Below are 16,850 nucleotides of genomic sequence, written 5' to 3'. Positions count from 1 at the left end.
CGAATGCATTCTGAAATTACGACATTCCTTTCTTCAGTCCATCATCTGGAGTTTTTCAGTTGACAATAATACCGTATGGGGGTATAGTATAAGTATAAAAAATAAGGAAGTGATTTATTTGGATAAATTCTTACATGATCACCCAAGTAAACCGAGAACACATGATGAAAAGCAAAAAGTTATTAATCGTTTAAAACGAATAGAAGGTCAAGTTCGTGGAATACAGAAGATGGTGGAAGATGATCGTTATTGTGTCGATATTCTAGTACAAATTAGTGCCATTCAGTCCGCTTTAAAAAATGTAGGCTTCGCTGTTACGGAACGACATATTAACCATTGTGTCAGTGATGCAATTAGACAAGGTGAAGGCAAAGAAACGATTGAAGAATTAATGGAGGTTCTAAAACAATTCTCCAAGTAGGAGGGAATCATGATGAGCGAAACAAGTCACGCTTCATTAGGTATAACGGGTATGACCTGTGCGGCATGCTCCAACCGTATTGAAAAGACATTAAATAAAATGGATGGGGTAGAAGCTCAGGTTAATTTAACTACGGAAAAGGCATCTATTGATTACAATCCAGAAAAAACCTCACTAGATGAGATTACAAAGAAAATAGAAAATATCGGTTATGGTGTATTAAAAGAGAAAGTAGATCTCGATGTGTTTGGAATGACCTGTGCAGCATGCTCAACCCGGATTGAAAAGGTACTGAATAAACAAGAGGGCGTTTCGAATGCCACAGTGAACTTAACGACAGAAAGTGCAGCGATTGAATACAATCCAGCATTAGTCGATGTAGAAAGCTTGATTGAAAAGATTAAAAATATTGGCTATGACGCAAAACCAAAGGTAGAAGTAAAGGAAAAGCAAACCTATAAGGAGAAAGAGCTTCAAGGTAAAAAGATCAAGTTGATTGTTTCTGCCATCCTTTCGATACCACTATTGGTTACCATGCTTGTTCATTTATTTAATATGACTATACCGGATATATTCATGAATCCATGGTTCCAATTTGCTTTAGCAACCCCTGTTCAATTTATCATTGGATGGCAATTTTATGTAGGTGCATATAAGAACCTTCGCAATGGTGGAGCAAACATGGATGTGCTAGTGGCACTAGGTACAAGTGCTGCATACTTCTATAGCTTGTACGAAGCAGTGAAGACCATCGGTAATCCTGAATATATGCCACATTTATACTTTGAAACCAGTGCTGTGTTAATAACGTTGATCTTATTTGGTAAATATTTAGAAGCAAGAGCAAAGAGCCAGACAACGAATGCACTATCTGAATTGCTTAACTTACAAGCAAAAGAAGCTCGTGTCATCAGAGATGGGCAAGAAGTGATGATTCCGGTTGAGGAAGTTATTGTCGGTGATAGATTAGTTGTAAAACCAGGGGAAAAAATACCTGTAGATGGTATCGTTGTTAAAGGAAGAACCTCTGTAGATGAATCCATGCTTACAGGAGAATCAATTCCTATCGAAAAGGATCCCGGAACTAAAGTAATTGGGGCTACCATTAATAAAAATGGTTCCATTGAAATGGAAGCGACAAAGGTTGGAAAAGATACTGCCCTTGCATCGATTATCAAAGTGGTCGAAGAAGCGCAAGGATCAAAAGCGCCAATACAACGTTTGGCTGATATTATATCTGGCTATTTTGTACCAATTGTTGTAGGAATTGCTATTCTAACATTTATTGTTTGGATCGTGTTTGTCGATCCAGGTCAATTTGAACCTGCATTAGTGGCGGCAATTGCAGTTCTGGTTATCGCTTGTCCGTGTGCTTTAGGGTTAGCAACTCCAACATCTATTATGGTTGGTACGGGTAAGGCTGCTGAAAATGGCATCTTGTTTAAAGGTGGAGAACATTTAGAAAGAACCCATCAGTTGAATGCTATCGTTCTTGATAAAACAGGAACCATTACAAAAGGAAAGCCGGAAGTAACGGATTTTACTGGCGATAAAGAAGCACTGCAATTATTGGCAAGCGCAGAAAAGGGTTCAGAGCATCCATTAGCAGGCGCTATCGTGGCGTACGCAACAGAAAACGAAATTGATTTTGTGGATGTCGATGAATTTCATGCGATACCTGGTCATGGTATCGAAGCCAAGATTGCTGGAAAACAAGTTCTTGTTGGAAATAGAAAGTTAATGAATGATCACCAAATTGATATTAAAGCGAATGAAGATAAATTAGTTGAATATGAAACCAATGGCAAAACAGCGATGTTGATTGCCATTGAAGGGGAGTTTCGTGGAATAGTGGCTGTTGCAGATACGATTAAAGAAACAGCACCACAAGCAATTAGAGAATTGAAAGAACAAGGGCTAGAAGTAATCATGTTAACAGGTGATAACGAAAGAACAGCTCAAGCAATTGGAAAACAGGTAGGAATTGACAAAGTGATTGCCGGGGTATTGCCTGAAGAGAAAGCCGATAAAGTGAAAGAAATTCAAGCACAGGGTAAAAAAGTGGCAATGGTTGGTGACGGTGTGAACGATGCACCTGCATTAGTTACTGCAGATATTGGAATTGCTATCGGAACTGGTACAGAAGTAGCGATTGAAGCTGCTGACGTAACTATACTGGGTGGTGAACTATTGCTCATACCGAAAGCCATTAGAATTAGTCATGCAACCATTCGAAATATCCGTCAAAACCTCTTCTGGGCATTCGGCTATAATACAGCAGGAATTCCAGTAGCAGCTATTGGGCTACTCGCACCATGGGTTGCTGGTGCAGCAATGGCATTAAGTTCTGTAAGTGTTGTTACCAACTCACTTCGTTTAAAACGAGTAAAACTATAATCAGACCCTTTTAAAGGAGGTGAAAAGAAAATGGAGAAAACGTTAAATGTACGAGGTATGACCTGTGGTCATTGTAAAATGTCAGTAGAAGGTGCATTAAAAAAATTAGATGGCGTATCAAAAGCAGAAGTAAGTTTAGAAGCTGGTAAAGTAGATATTACTTTTGATGAATCAAAGGTAAATGTTGATACCATGAAAGACGCTATCGAAGAGCAAGGCTATGATGTTGAAAATTAAATATATGAATCAAAAGCTGACTTCCTGTAACGGAAATCAGCTTTTTTTGGGTAATCGGAAAATAGTGTGGAAATACCGCTCTAATAGACAAAGATAACGAAAAACGCAGAACTCAGTCCAATAGAACCGTTCTAATAGACAAAGATAACGAAAAACGTGGAACTCAGTCTAATAGAACAGTCCTAATAGACTCTGTTAACGAAAAACGCGGAACTCAGTCTAATAGAACCGTTCTAATGGACTAAGATAACGAAAAACGCAGAACACAGTCCAATAGAACCGTTCTAATAGACAAAGATAATGAAAAACACGGAACACTGTCTAATAGACCCGCTCTAATAGACTAAGTTAACGAAAAACGCGGAACTCAGTCCAATAGAACCGTTCTAATAGACAAAGATAATGAAAAACACGGAACACTGTCTAATAGACCCGTTCTAATAGACTAAGATAACGAAAAACGCAGAACTCAGTCCAATAGAACCGTTCTAATAGACAAAGATAACGAAAAACCCGGAACACAGTCTAATAGAACCGCTCTAATAGACTAAGATAACGAAAAACCCGGCCACCAGCGTAATAGAATCACCTTAATGACAAACGTAATGCATATCATAGTAACCTACCTACCACCTTTTGCTAATAAAACAAATATCTACCAAACTAGTTAATGAAATTGCTACGTAATAACCGCAATTCCGAGCCAATGAAGCGGGGTTCCTGGGTTCGGAAAAAGATGCTAGCTTTCTCCTTAAAAAGAAAGAGGCAATTGGAATTGGTTTCTTCCACTGCCTCCTTAAATAAATTAAGTATGCTTCACAGTAACATACATCTCAATTTCATTTTTTGTATCTTTAGGTTTGTAACGTTCATCCTATAGTTCGATATCGTATCCAAGCGTGTGATAGTTGTTCTCCTTTAGCCATTTATCATATAAGAAATCATAGGATTTATTTGTTCCACACTAGAATCCGAATACCCTTTTTTTAGTAACATACTATTGTTTACTTCTTCAATTGCTAATCCCATTAATGAGTAGAAAATGGATTAACAACACAATAAAACGATGAGTTTTTGGAAAATTTATGATAATATGGTTGGATATTGAACGAAGAAATTTTTGAGAGAGATAACAGGTGCTATATTATGATTGTAGAATTAGATAAAACTGATTTCGGTAAGTGTAGAAAGCTGTTAAATGAACAAGGGCATTTAGAAGCAAAAGCAATTGTTGAAAATATTAATCCGGGCCGTATCTTTGTAAATGATAGTAAGAACCCTACATCCGGGCTTATTTGGTTAGGAAATAATGATGGCTTTATCCTTTTTGGAAGTGAGAAAAACGATGCATTTAATAATGAAATAAATCATTATATTGACAATGTAATCAAACCAGAAGCAAGAAAAGTCCAACTAAAATGGTTTGAAGTAGTTGGTAATCATGAAAAATGGAATAAGGTTATTGAGAGCGTTTTTGAACATCGCAAAATAGAGAGCTGGATTCAGAGGGTTTATACTATGCGAAAGGGCAATTTTAAAAGTAATTCTGTGCCAGCAATTGAAGAAGGATATAGGGTCATTAGAATCTGCAATACACTCTTTGAAAATAAGAATAACACGATAAACAACATAGAATTTTTACAATCAAAAGTTTTAGCGTATTGGTCCTCACCAGAGATCTTCCTTAGAAATGGCATTGGTTATTGTATCCTTTATAACAATGAGATTGTTAGTGTTTGTTTTTCAGGCTTTGTGGCAGGAAATGAACATTGCATAGATATTGAAACATTAGAGGCTCATCAAGGGAAAAAATTAGCTCAAACGGTAGCTTACAGTTTTGTAAAAGATTGTTTCGAGAATCATTTGGTTCCGTATTGGGATTGTATGGAAATGAATAAGCCCTCCGTTGCAGTTGCGGAGAATATAGGGTTCAAAAATAAATTTAACTATGTTGGATATTATTTTTCACTTGAATAGATATTTTATATAGTTTATGTATAGTCTAAAATGATAGAATTATATAACACTATATAGACAATAACAATGTTGCATGAAAGTAGGTTGTGTGACGATGCGATTTAAAAAATTAATTCATTTCTTTTCGATAGCCTTAATAATAGCGGGTGTTTTGTTGTCAGGTTACGCCATCTATCAGATTTGGGAATCAAAGAAATACACAGATGAAACGTTGGCTGAAGCTGAAGAAATATTAGCAGGCACTAATCCGGAAGGAACGGAGATTATTATTCCAAGCTTTGATAAAGGAGATACCATTGGGGTGTTGGAGGTTCCTAAGATAGATGAGAAGCTACCAATTGTTGAGGGTACGAATGATGAAGAATTAAGAAAAGGGGTCGGACATTATATAGGTACCGCTCTTCCTACTCAAGGTGATCAAATCGTATTGTCTGGTCATCGAGATACTGTATTTAAAAAGTTTGATGAACTCGAAATTGGCGACCATTTTGTTGTGAAGGTACAATATGGCGAGTTCACGTATGAGATTGTAGACACTAAAATTGTAGACGCGGATGATCGAACCGTCATCAAATCTACCGCTCCGGAAGAAATTCTAACAGTAACGACATGTTATCCCTTCGGATATTTAGGGGATGCACCAGAACGATTTATTTATACTGCAAAAAGGGTAAAATAAAGTATTGTATTAAATTTTATTAGACAAGACTTAATTTAAAGGTCCGTTGTTCTATGTGAAACAATAGGCCTTTTTTGTTTGTACATCGCAATGTCGTAATGATAACAAATAGGCTTTTTAACTAAGACTATGTATAACAAATATCTTACATCTTCTGAAGTATCTGTAACCTATCCCACCATATCCGTTCCTCGATTACAACGGCTAATTCCTCAATTTTATGACTAAATATATTTTTTTATCCAAGTTTTTCAATGATTATTCAAAGTAACGAGAACAATAGTACCTGGTGTCGGATTTTGTATATTTTTTGTATAGCCTTTTTTGATAAGCTAGCATCGGAATAGTAGCATCTAGAATATTGTACGGACTTTAAGGTTCCTGATTTTTATAGATAAAAGGCTATAGAAGATGAGAGGAGATATCAAGGTTGAAAAAGCACCAAGCTAAAATTTCAATGTTTTTTACAGTTCTTTTATTGTTTGGGTCCATAACGCCGGGAATTGGGTTAGGACCTGTATTTGCAGCAAATATCGGCACTAATACTGAAGGGATTGACTATAATGATAACGTTCCTAATGAGATAGCGGTATCAGTTAACGTAGCCCCTGATCTTAAGGTTGCTGCAGAAGTCAATGAGGTGTTTTCAGGTGGGAACATCCGGTTTGATATTGCCGAAGGAAGTGACTCATCTGAAAAACTCAAGCTTCCAGATGGAGAGTATACATTAGAAGGCGGACAAAAGATTGCGATCATTAATGGCACCATTTATATGGATTCCAACGGAGATGGTGACTATGATGATCCGGGTGAGGACATTGCGAAAGTGAACGATTCTTTAAATGGGGATGGTACGTCACTTCAAATTGACTTCTCAACCATTCCAATTCCTAATGGTAATTTTGAAGAAGGATCAGTTGGGGAGTTTATTCCAGTTCCAAACTGGACTATTAATAATTCTAGTAATGGTCCAAATGGAACCGCCATTGAGCAAATTTGGTTAGGGGATTTAGCAACCAAAACACAAAGCCGTCGTTATGATAGTGTGATAAGCAATGGGGACGGCACCTACACAGTTACAGGTCCAGGTGGTTCGTACACTTATGTGACAAATGTAGATTATAACCAACAAGCTATATCTAAGGATTATCAATATGTTGAAGGCTATGAGGCAGTTTTTGGAACCCTTGAAAAATATGTGAGTAACGTGTATGTGGACAAGTCTTCCTCAAGTCAGGCTCTGGAAATCGGCTTCCTAAATGCTAGACTTAAATCTGGTGATTATAATGTACTAGATGGTAAAATTGCCTCTTCCTTTGGTATTGAAGCAATCAGTGATCCATTTGAGGCAAATGCAGGCGATCAACTAGGCTTTGACTGGAAAGCGAATGATGGTGGCGATGATTACGAAGTATATGGATTTTTAGTAAATGAAGCAACGCAGGAGCATACGGAGATACTTTATGGAAGAGGGTCCGCACAATCCTGGACTACAAATACTGGGGTAATTCCGAAAGATGGAACATATCGTTTCCGTTTTGTTGCTGGATCATTTAATCGAACAGATGGTACAACACATGGGGCGACATTAAGTATAGATAATATTCGTATTCTAAGTGGGAAAGTGGTTGCAAGCATAGCTGAACAAATTGGTCATCTTGTAACATATGAAACTACGAAGCTACTAGGGGATCGACATGTAAACATTACACTGACAAATGGTGTTGGGGAACCTAGTAACGAAGTAACAGTTCCAATTCTAATGGACAATGAACTGGAAAGATCCTTAACTATTAACATACCTCATGAGGGTGAACTCATCTATGGTTCTTCTCCTGCAATTTCGGGTAATGTATTAGATGGATCAACCGTAAGTGTTACCGTAACTGGTCCAAATGGCTACGTATATATGGGGAACGCTATCGTTACAGACTCGGGTTGGTTGTTAAATGGAATAGATGAATTAATAGTGCCAGGTGTATATGAAATTAGTGTAACTGCGACAAATGCAGACCTAGAAACGAATCCAGCTATAACATCTACCTTCAATTTTGTAAATAAAGCTGAATTAGAGGCATATGTTGATGTAGTAAGTGAACTAAACCAGAATGATTATCAAGCCGGCTGGGAAGACAGCGCAGAGGGAAACATGGGGTTTGCTTCCGCGTTACAAGCAGCAAAGGAATTACTTAAAAATATTGCTGATACTAGTGATGGATTGAATCCTGATCAAGCGGCAGTTGATGCAGCACTGGCAGATCTTAAAGCGGCAAAAGCTGCATTAGAAAGACACTCACCAATTGAAACAGTACCTGCAATATTTGAACATGGCGGAAAAGAAATCACGATCGACTTTAATAAGAATGTGGTACTTACGAATACCGCTAATCCAGCAGAAGGGTTTACTATACTGATTAATGGTGAAGAACACCAAGTTACATCAGCTATAGCTAATCGTGACAAAGTTACATTAACCATTGATCAACCGTTAAACAGTGATGCTGAAAATATTACTGTCATCTATAAAAAGAATACGGCAAATCCGAACCTCTATGGAGATGAAGAAAATGGTTCTCCTGATGAAGACTTTACAGTTATAGCAACAGATGAATATGGTTCTGCACTTCAGATTCAAACTATAACAGGTAATACGGATGTTAGAACTCCAGTTTTAACAGGAACTTCTCATATAGAAGCAGATCAAATTAGGATAACTATATACGATCAGCAAAATAATCCTGTTCTAACGAATGTAGAGGCGACAATGAATTCAGGGGGTACATGGACGTATACGATTCCTGTCAGCAATGAACTTCTACCTGGTAGTTATACATTTGAAGTAACAGCAATAGATACAGAAAATAGCAGAAGCGTAACAAAGTCTGCAACGTTCACAGTTATAAATAAAACAGAACTTCAAACAGAATATGATGAGGTAAATAATTTTAAGGCAGACGATTATCGTGCCGGATGGGAAGAATTTGAAGCTGCACGTAATCGTGCATATGAGACTTTAAATAATCCAAGCATATCCCAGGAAGAGGTAGATCGGGCATTTGCAGAGCTTGAGGCAAAAAGGGATTTGCTTGAAAAGCACCCTCCAATAGCTAAAAATGCTACCTTTGAGCATGGTACCAATGAGATTATATTAGAATTTGATAAAAATGTAACATTTACTGGTGATGAATCAGGCAATAAGCACAGATTTTCAGTATTTATCAATGGTGAAAAGGTAAATGTCATTACTTCGGAATTAATTGATTCCGATCATAACGGTGATACAAATAAGGTAAAGCTGACTCTTCCGAATGAAGCGCTACTATCAAGTGATGCTAATGTTAAAGTAGAGTATACCAAAACAGGGGATTCAAGCCTTGTCGGTAAGGAGGAAAATGGAACAGCTGTGGAAGATTTCATGTTCCAAGCTGGTGATCTTTTCGGGAAATCCGTACAAATTAACTTGCCGAAAAATATTACAAATGATACAACCCCAGCAATTAAAGGTACTGTAGATCCAGGAGCCGATCGAGCAACAATTACAATCTTAGATTCCGAGGGTAACGTTGTTGTAAAATTAGCTGATATTGATATACAGCCTGCTGGAACTTGGACATATCAGGTTCGTGATAGGCTTGCTCCAGGTGAATATGTGGTTGAAGTAACTGTTTCTGAGGATGGGCGATCAGATGTAACAAAACAACATACATTTATCGTTGTTGATAAAGATGAATTAATAGCAATAGCAGATAAGATCTACAAGGAAAAGCACGAAAAAGCAGCATATACAGAAGAATCCTGGACTCGGTTTGTAGAGGCTTCTAATCATGCTAAAAACGTTATTGCTGATCCTGAAGCAACTCAGGCAGAGGTTGAACAAGCGAAGGCTGATTTAGCTGAGGCTTATCAAGAATTAGTATACAAGGCTGATTTGATGAAGGAAGAAGCAATTTCAAAAGAATTAGTAGAAAATCACTATTCAAAGGCCAGCTGGGCTGTTTATCAGAGGGCATTAGCAAATGCTATCAACGTATTAAATAATCCAAAGGCAACACAAGCTGAGATTAATGAAGCTCTCAATCAGTTAAAGCAGGCTCGTGAAAGCCTGACTGTTGATAAAGAATCACTAGAATCCCAAATAAAGCAGGAGAAAAACTTTAATGCAGCAGATTATACCAAATTAAGCTGGAAGCTGTATCAAAAAGCATTAAAGAAGGCTAAGGATGTTTTAGCGAATCCTAAAGCAACACAGGTTGAAATTGATGAAGCATACGCTAACTTATTGGAAGCTCAAGCTGGTTTGATCAAGGATAAAAGCGATAGTCTCTTGCCTAAAACTGCAACCAACACATATAATATGCTAGTTATAGGTTTTGGGGTAGTAATTTTGGGGCTGGTACTATTAGTACTACAAAGACGTTTTGTGAAGTCAAATGCAGAATAAGAAACAAGTAACACGACGTTTTTTATGGAACTATCACTTAAGAATAAATAGGCTGTCAGATATTATCTGGCTGCCTATTTAAACTTTTTATGGACAATTATTTTTCGTTTTATATGTGTATGGATAAATTAAATGGAGTGGATGAAATGATTATGGAAGGCGGTTATAACTATTATATTGTTGCACTATCCGTATTGATTGCAATATTAGCATCATATTCTGCCTTAAGCATTGTTGGAAAAATCTCTCATGCAAGTGGAAAAACGAAGCTATTCTGGCTATTTGCTGGCTCTCTGGTAATGGGTAGTGGCATTTGGTCTATGCATTTTGTTGGGATGTTAGCATTTCACCTACATGTAACTGTGAAATACGATGTAGTGCTTACTTTCTTATCCTTGTTAGCAAGCTTAATTTCCTCGTTCATAGCCTTTTATATTACTATGACGCTAACGATTCATTGGTATAAAATTGCCTTAAGTGGTCTAATTATGGGTATTGGAATCGTCTCGATGCATTATATGGGAATGGAAGCCATGATTATGAATGTAGAGCTTACTTATGATAATAGGTTGTGGTTTTTATCTGCGATTATTGCCTTCGTCGCTTCTTACGCGGCGTTATTTTTATTTCTTCGTTTTAAAAGCCAATTAGGATATAACTGGTTAAAATTATGCTCTGCTGTGGTAATGGGTATGGCGATAAGCGGAATGCACTATACTGGTATGAAAGCAGCTAAGTTTCAACCTCATGGGGACGTGATAATGAACGAAGGGCATTCTATAAATCACTTTCTTTTATATGGAGTAACAGTAACGATTTTTATTATATTGCTAGTATCATGGGGTGCCCAGTACTTTGACCGTCATGTATTGGAAAAAATGGCATATAGAGATTCAATCACGGGATTGCCCAACCGAAATGAAATGAACCGTTTTTTCGATACGCAATTAGATAAGGATACTATCGGAGTGCTTTTTCTAGATTTGGATCAGTTCAAAGTAATTAATGATTCCTTGGGTCATGACATAGGAGATCTGCTTGTTCAAGAGGTTGGAGTTCGCTTACGCCAGTTCATTCATGCTAACCAGCAAGTCTTTCGCATCGGTGGTGATGAGTTTTTAATCATTGTCAAACAATGTGATAAAGAACAAGCTGAGCAATTGGCAAAGGAAATTTTAAACGTACTTAAAAAAGCATTCCGTATTGAAGGAAATGAGCTATATGTAACCGGTAGTATTGGAATAAGTATCGGGCTTGTTAATCAATCAGACCGATCTGTACTACTTAGAACAGCTGATACTGCGATGTATAAAGCGAAGAGCTTAGGAAAAAATCAATACGTCGTATACAATGAAAAAATGGGCATTAAAGAAGTGCGGCGAATGGAAATTGAAAAGGATCTGCAAATTGCGCTAGAGAATGAACAGTTTTTTATCGAATACCAGCCCAAATGGAATGTGAAAACAGATAGTTTGTATGGCTTTGAGGCATTAATTCGTTGGAACCATCCTCGATTAGGACTCATTTCGCCAACGGAGTTTATTCCTATTGCAGAAGAGACGGGATTGATAGTGCCCATAACGGAGTGGGTTTTAGAAAATGCCTGTAAACAATGTAATAAATGGCGTGAGCAGGATCTGATCCAACCAGTTTCTGTGAATCTTTCTATCAGACTATTTCAATCAGGTAATTTAGTAGAAATCGTTCAGACTGTGTTAGAGAAGGAGAAATTGGATCCTTCTTTACTAGAATTAGAAATTACGGAATCAATGGTTTTAGTCGATATTGATGAAATAATTCAACAGCTTCAAAGCATACGTTCTTTGGGGGTAAGAGTCTCAATGGACGATTTCGGTACGGGATATTCCTCCATTGGATTACTAGATAGAATTCCTATTGATGCATTGAAATTAGACCGCCTATTTACCGAAGACATCCATACACCGAAGAAGCATGCAATTTTAAATGCAGTAATTTTAATGGCCGAAGACTTGAATCTTGATGTGATTGCTGAAGGTGTAGAAAAAAGGGAGCATATTGAACAATTAGCCCAGTTAGGATGTAATGTAATGCAGGGGTATTTTTATGGTAAGCCAATGCAAGTTAAAGAAATTGATGAATGGATTAACCGACAAGACGGTAGCTTCCAAAGAAGTTCTGTCCATTGATGGTAATGAAATTAGCTCAAACCTAGCACACTAACTCTTAGTTAAAATGCGCTAGGTTTGTTTTTATTTACTCCATTTCTATTGTGCGTTGTTAATTGGAATTGTAAAGGATACTTTAGTACCTTCATTCGGTCTACTTTCTATTAGTAGACCTTGTCCATATAGTTGCTTTAAGCGTTTATTTGTATTATATAGCCCTATTCCGTTTTTTTGATTAGCTTTTCTCTCGAGTATTTTCTTTAGCTTTATTTCATCCATTCCGATCCCGTCGTCTTCAACTGTAATAGTTATTGCATCTTGAACCTGGTGAATTCGAATGTGCAATGTTCCTCCTGCTGGGCGTTTAAGTATTCCGTGATTAAGTGCATTTTCAACAATTGTCTGTATAGATAGTGGAGGTACATGAGAATCAATGTTATTGTCCACATCCCATATATAACGCAATCTGTCACCAAATCTTACTTTTTCAATAGTTAAGTATGAACGTATAAGGTCAAGCTCATCATTTAACGGTATAACAGCATTGGAGTTGTGCATTTGAAAACTAGTTTGTAAAAAGTTACAAAATGCTTCAAACACCATTTTTGCCTTTTTCGAATCATGGTCCAATAATACTAAGATTGTATTTAAGGTGTTAAATAGAAAGTGCGGCTTTATTTGTGCTTGTAGCCATGCAGCCTCCATTTTAAGTAGCTCTGTAATGGATTGTTTTAGATTAGTTAATAGCTCTACTCTTGCCTTTAATTCTAGTGGTTCTACTGGCTTTGTGATGTAATCATTCGCACCAGAGAGAAATCCTCTATAGAGGTCCTCAGGATGACTTCGTGCAGTCAGAAGTAGGATAGGTAATTCTGAAATAGAATACTTTTTGCGAATTTTTTCGGTCAATTCATACCCAGACATGTTAGGCATCATGACATCGCTAATGACCAGATCCCATTGCTCTTTATTTATTTTCTCTAATGCTTCTTTTCCACTAGTTACTGTCGTAATATTGTAATTGTCAGTTGACAATATGCTCTTTAGAACCCGTAGATTTACAGAATCATCATCAACGACTAATAACTTTGTTCTCCCTAAAAATAGTGTATTATCCCGATTATAAGATAGAGTCCTAAATGAAGGAGTGTCGATAAAGGCGGTTGCTGCAACCTCACTTTCTGGGTTAACAAAACTTTCTTTAACCTTTTCTTCATTCTGTTCTGAACTAATCGGTAATGTGAAAGTAAAGACAGAACCTTTTTCCATCATGGACTCGACTGTTAATCTGCCACCATGCAATTCAATCAATTGTTTGCAAATTGTTAAGCCTAGACCAATACCTCCACGGTTTACATCCTTATCCATATCAGCTTGTTCATATGGCTGAAAAATTCGATTAAGTATAGCTTCTTCCATTCCGATACCTGTATCAGAGATATGGATAGAAACTTCATTCTCTGCGATAGTTCCTGAAATAGTTATCTTCCCTTGATCTGTATATTTTATCGCATTATGCATGAGATTGATTAGTATTTGTACAAGTCTGTTTTCATCCGCTACAACGGGTGGAAAGGATAAAGGAATTTTATTGGAAATTTCTATGTCTCGGTCCTCTATCATAAATTGAAGCATGTCTATTACACCAGTAACAACAGATTGAATGTTAATGCTTCGTTTATGTAACTGTACTTTATTCTCTTTCAATCGGGTAACATCAAGAATGTCATTAAGCAATAATGACATTCTTCTTCCAACAGTAATAAGTAGCTTCAAATCCTGGTTGTTTTTTTGCCCCATATTATTCTTTCCATTTTCGAGAAGGGATTGAGCTATATTAATGATAACATGTAATGGGTTACGCAATTCGTGAGATGTTTTAGCAAGAAATTCGTCCTTTTTATGATCTGCTCTAATTAATTCTTCTGTCAGCTCTTCGGTTCGTTTTACACTTCGAAAATAACGTTTGAACCAAAATGCTGAAAATAAGAAAACAGCTATGAGAAGGTTCCACGGATAAAAGTTTACTTCTAGTGACAGTCTTCGAGCTATTGCAACCCAGATAATATTATGTAATACAGCTGTTCCACCGAGTAATAAAAAAATAATGTCATCTATTTTGTCTAAAATTGCTCTGATAAATATTATGACAATAAGACTAGCAGCTATAATCATAAAAAGGGAAAGAACAAAGCTAAACCGTTCTAAATATTTCAATGGGTATAATAGAACGAACAATATATAAACTATTCCTATCTTAGGAAACCATTTAAAAGCTTTTCCATGAGCATATTGCGGTAATAAGTGTTTGGAAAACAGAAAGAGAGATTGTCCAATACAAGAATAGGTTAAGATTGATAATCTAGTTCTAGCCTCAAAGCCTAAAGAAATGAACTCGAATAGTAATCTATCATCACTTACTAGGACGATTAACATTCCATTTATCATTAGGAGAAAGAAATAAACGAGTACCCTTTGTTTAATGCCAATCATATACAGTAAGATTGCATAAACCGCAAGCGTAAATAAAATGGCAGCTACTGTTATCTGAATCATTATCCAAAATAATGTTTCTTTACTAACTGCGGAGTCAAGCCCGAAGTTAATGGTCTTAAATGGAAGTATAGTTCCAGAGCTTTCGCTATGAGCGACTTGAATGAGTACATCGATATGGTCCTTATCTGTAGTATAAGATAAGGAATAGGGTTGATTCTGAGGTGTGTAATCCTGAAGAACCTCAGAAGGGTTTCCTGACCCACCTAATAGCCGTCCGTCTATAAAGAACTTAGATGAAGTTGGAATGCTATTAACACGAAATCCATATGTTTCTAGCAAATCTTTCGGATGAAGCAATATACGAAGGTGATATGTCCCGACCTTATAAGCGGAATTTTTTGCAAGGCTTTTCCAATTTTCAGTCGTTTCCAATTCTCTTTGTCCTGAAAGTGCTTCAGAATTATTTAAATCGCTGGGTTCTAGCAGAATATCTGGGTAAAAGTCCCATTCTCCGTTTAACCGAATGGTTTGACTTTCCGAGAATTCCCAGTCTCTCAAATCTAACACCCCATTAACAGCTTCAGGGTGATTAGGTACTGCTAGGAAAGACTCCCAAATAAGTCGAATAATAGTTAAAATGGTAACAAATAATCCGATACTTATGACAAAGAATAGTTTGTTCTTTTTCATGTTTTCCTCGCTTCTAAACGCTTTGTATAATATCCTTGATGTAGATATCAGGTTTGTATGATAAATAGTAATTTCACAGATTTTTTTTTACAATAATTATATCGTAATTTATAAGGTCATGTATTAACTTTATTATTTATGTTAAACATCGTGTAGCAACTGTGGTTGTTATATAAGGGGGCAGTCATAAAATGAGAGTCGTTCTAATTGACGATGAATATTTACCATTATTAAGACTTAAAGATATATTAGAAAATGAGATTGATAATGTAGAGGTCGTAGGAGTTTATCAGGATTCAATGCAAGCTTATAAACAAATCACTTCTAATCCCATAGATGTGTTATTTATGGATATTGAGATGCCCGGAATTAATGGGTTGGAATTAGCAGAAAAGATTCAAGAAGTGGCCGGAGATATAGAAATTGTTTTCGTTACGGGGTATAGTCAGTATGCGATTGAAGCATTTGAACTTTTTGCGTTTGACTACATATTGAAACCGATACGGGTGGAAAGGCTAAGAAAGACAATCGAGCAGTTAAGCCAACGAATTAGTAATAAACCGATAATTAAAGTGAAAAGAGACAGTGAGAATAGTATCATTCAGAGCTTTAATCAATTAAAGGTGCAAAAGGGAGGAACCGAATCAGAGACCTTGAAGTGGCGGACATCTAAGGCACAAGAGCTCTTTGCTTACTTGCTCCATCACAGAGGTAAAACGATTAATAGAGGCATATTAGTAGATTTACTGTGGCCATCAGTGGATTTAGAAAATGGTATGCAGCAGTTATATACAACTATTTACCATATAAGAAGAACACTCAAGCAAGCTGGACTAGATGCTGTTCGAATTAGTAGTAGAAACGGTGGGTATACGTTAGAAAATTCAACGATACGTATTGAAACCGAGGAATGGGAAGAACAATTAATTAATCTAGATAAACTATCTGATCAAAATAGTATAGAGCATGAGAAAGTATTTTATCAATATAAAGGGGATTATTTAGGAGATTATAGTTACCTATGGGCAGAGGGAGAAAAAGAACGACTTAAGCGATTGTGGATAAATCATGGATTAGGATTGATTCAATTTTATCGAAAAAAAGGTGACATGCAAGCCGCAATCAAAATCAGCATGAAAATTCAACAGATGTATCCTGAAGAGGAAGAGAGTTATTTTGAATTGATGATGGTTTATGCATCTTTGAAGAAAGTAAGTGCAGTAGAAGAGCAATTTCAATTATTACAAACTAAATTAAAAGATGAGTTGAACGTGTTGCCTAGCCAGCGAATAATCAAGTGGTATCAGGCTTGGAAGGTACGTCATTATAATTAATAGGTCATCATAGTGCTAGAATGCTATTCTG

The 16,850-nt window shown here is 36.7% G+C and carries 9 protein-coding genes; 8 read left to right on the top strand and 1 reads right to left on the bottom strand.

The window, feature by feature from the left end:
• Positions 1-118 precede the first annotated feature (118 nt).
• From HNR27_RS12120 to HNR27_RS12090, 7 genes are all read left to right on the top strand, one after another.
• Complete coding sequence (locus HNR27_RS12120) at positions 119-421, top strand: metal-sensing transcriptional repressor (protein ID WP_212920856.1); 303 nt, start codon at positions 119-121, stop codon at positions 419-421.
• Positions 422-433: 12 nt separating this feature from the next.
• Entirely contained in the window at positions 434-2,818 is a 2,385-nt protein-coding gene (locus tag HNR27_RS12115) for a heavy metal translocating P-type ATPase (RefSeq protein ID WP_212920973.1), read from the top strand.
• A 30-nt stretch (positions 2,819-2,848) separates the two neighbouring features.
• Complete coding sequence (copZ, locus tag HNR27_RS12110; protein ID WP_429339922.1) at positions 2,849-3,055, top strand: copper chaperone CopZ; 207 nt, start codon at positions 2,849-2,851, stop codon at positions 3,053-3,055.
• Between the two features lie 1,146 nt (positions 3,056-4,201).
• Positions 4,202-5,032, top strand: a complete 831-nt coding sequence (locus HNR27_RS12105; RefSeq protein WP_429339921.1) for a GNAT family N-acetyltransferase — start codon at positions 4,202-4,204, stop codon at positions 5,030-5,032.
• A gap of 94 nt (positions 5,033-5,126) precedes the next feature.
• On the top strand, positions 5,127-5,711 hold the full coding sequence (locus HNR27_RS12100; protein WP_429339920.1) for a class D sortase: 585 nt from the start codon (positions 5,127-5,129) through the stop codon (positions 5,709-5,711).
• Positions 5,712-6,141: 430 nt separating this feature from the next.
• The gene (locus tag HNR27_RS12095) at positions 6,142-10,152 is read left to right on the top strand and encodes an Ig-like domain-containing protein (protein WP_429339919.1); all 4,011 of its coding nucleotides are present in this window, start codon (positions 6,142-6,144) and stop codon (positions 10,150-10,152) included.
• Between the two features lie 152 nt (positions 10,153-10,304).
• On the top strand, positions 10,305-12,320 hold the full coding sequence (locus tag HNR27_RS12090; RefSeq protein WP_429339973.1) for a bifunctional diguanylate cyclase/phosphodiesterase: 2,016 nt from the start codon (positions 10,305-10,307) through the stop codon (positions 12,318-12,320).
• 78 nt (positions 12,321-12,398) lie between these two features.
• Here HNR27_RS12090 and HNR27_RS12085 read toward each other — a convergent pair whose 3' ends face one another.
• Positions 12,399-15,485, bottom strand: a complete 3,087-nt coding sequence (locus tag HNR27_RS12085; protein ID WP_429339918.1) for an ATP-binding response regulator — start codon at positions 15,483-15,485, stop codon at positions 12,399-12,401.
• Positions 15,486-15,676: 191 nt separating this feature from the next.
• On the opposite strand from HNR27_RS12085, the gene HNR27_RS12080 reads away from it, so the two are divergent.
• Complete coding sequence (locus tag HNR27_RS12080) at positions 15,677-16,819, top strand: response regulator (protein WP_429339917.1); 1,143 nt, start codon at positions 15,677-15,679, stop codon at positions 16,817-16,819.
• Positions 16,820-16,850: the final 31 nt, after the last annotated feature.

It is taken from the genome of Ornithinibacillus bavariensis (genome assembly GCF_050433565.1).
In the GTDB taxonomy this organism is placed as follows: domain Bacteria; phylum Bacillota; class Bacilli; order Bacillales; family Amphibacillaceae; genus Ornithinibacillus; species Ornithinibacillus bavariensis.
The sequence above is the reverse complement of the archived record's forward strand: the minus strand, read 5'-3'. Positions and strand labels throughout refer to the sequence as shown.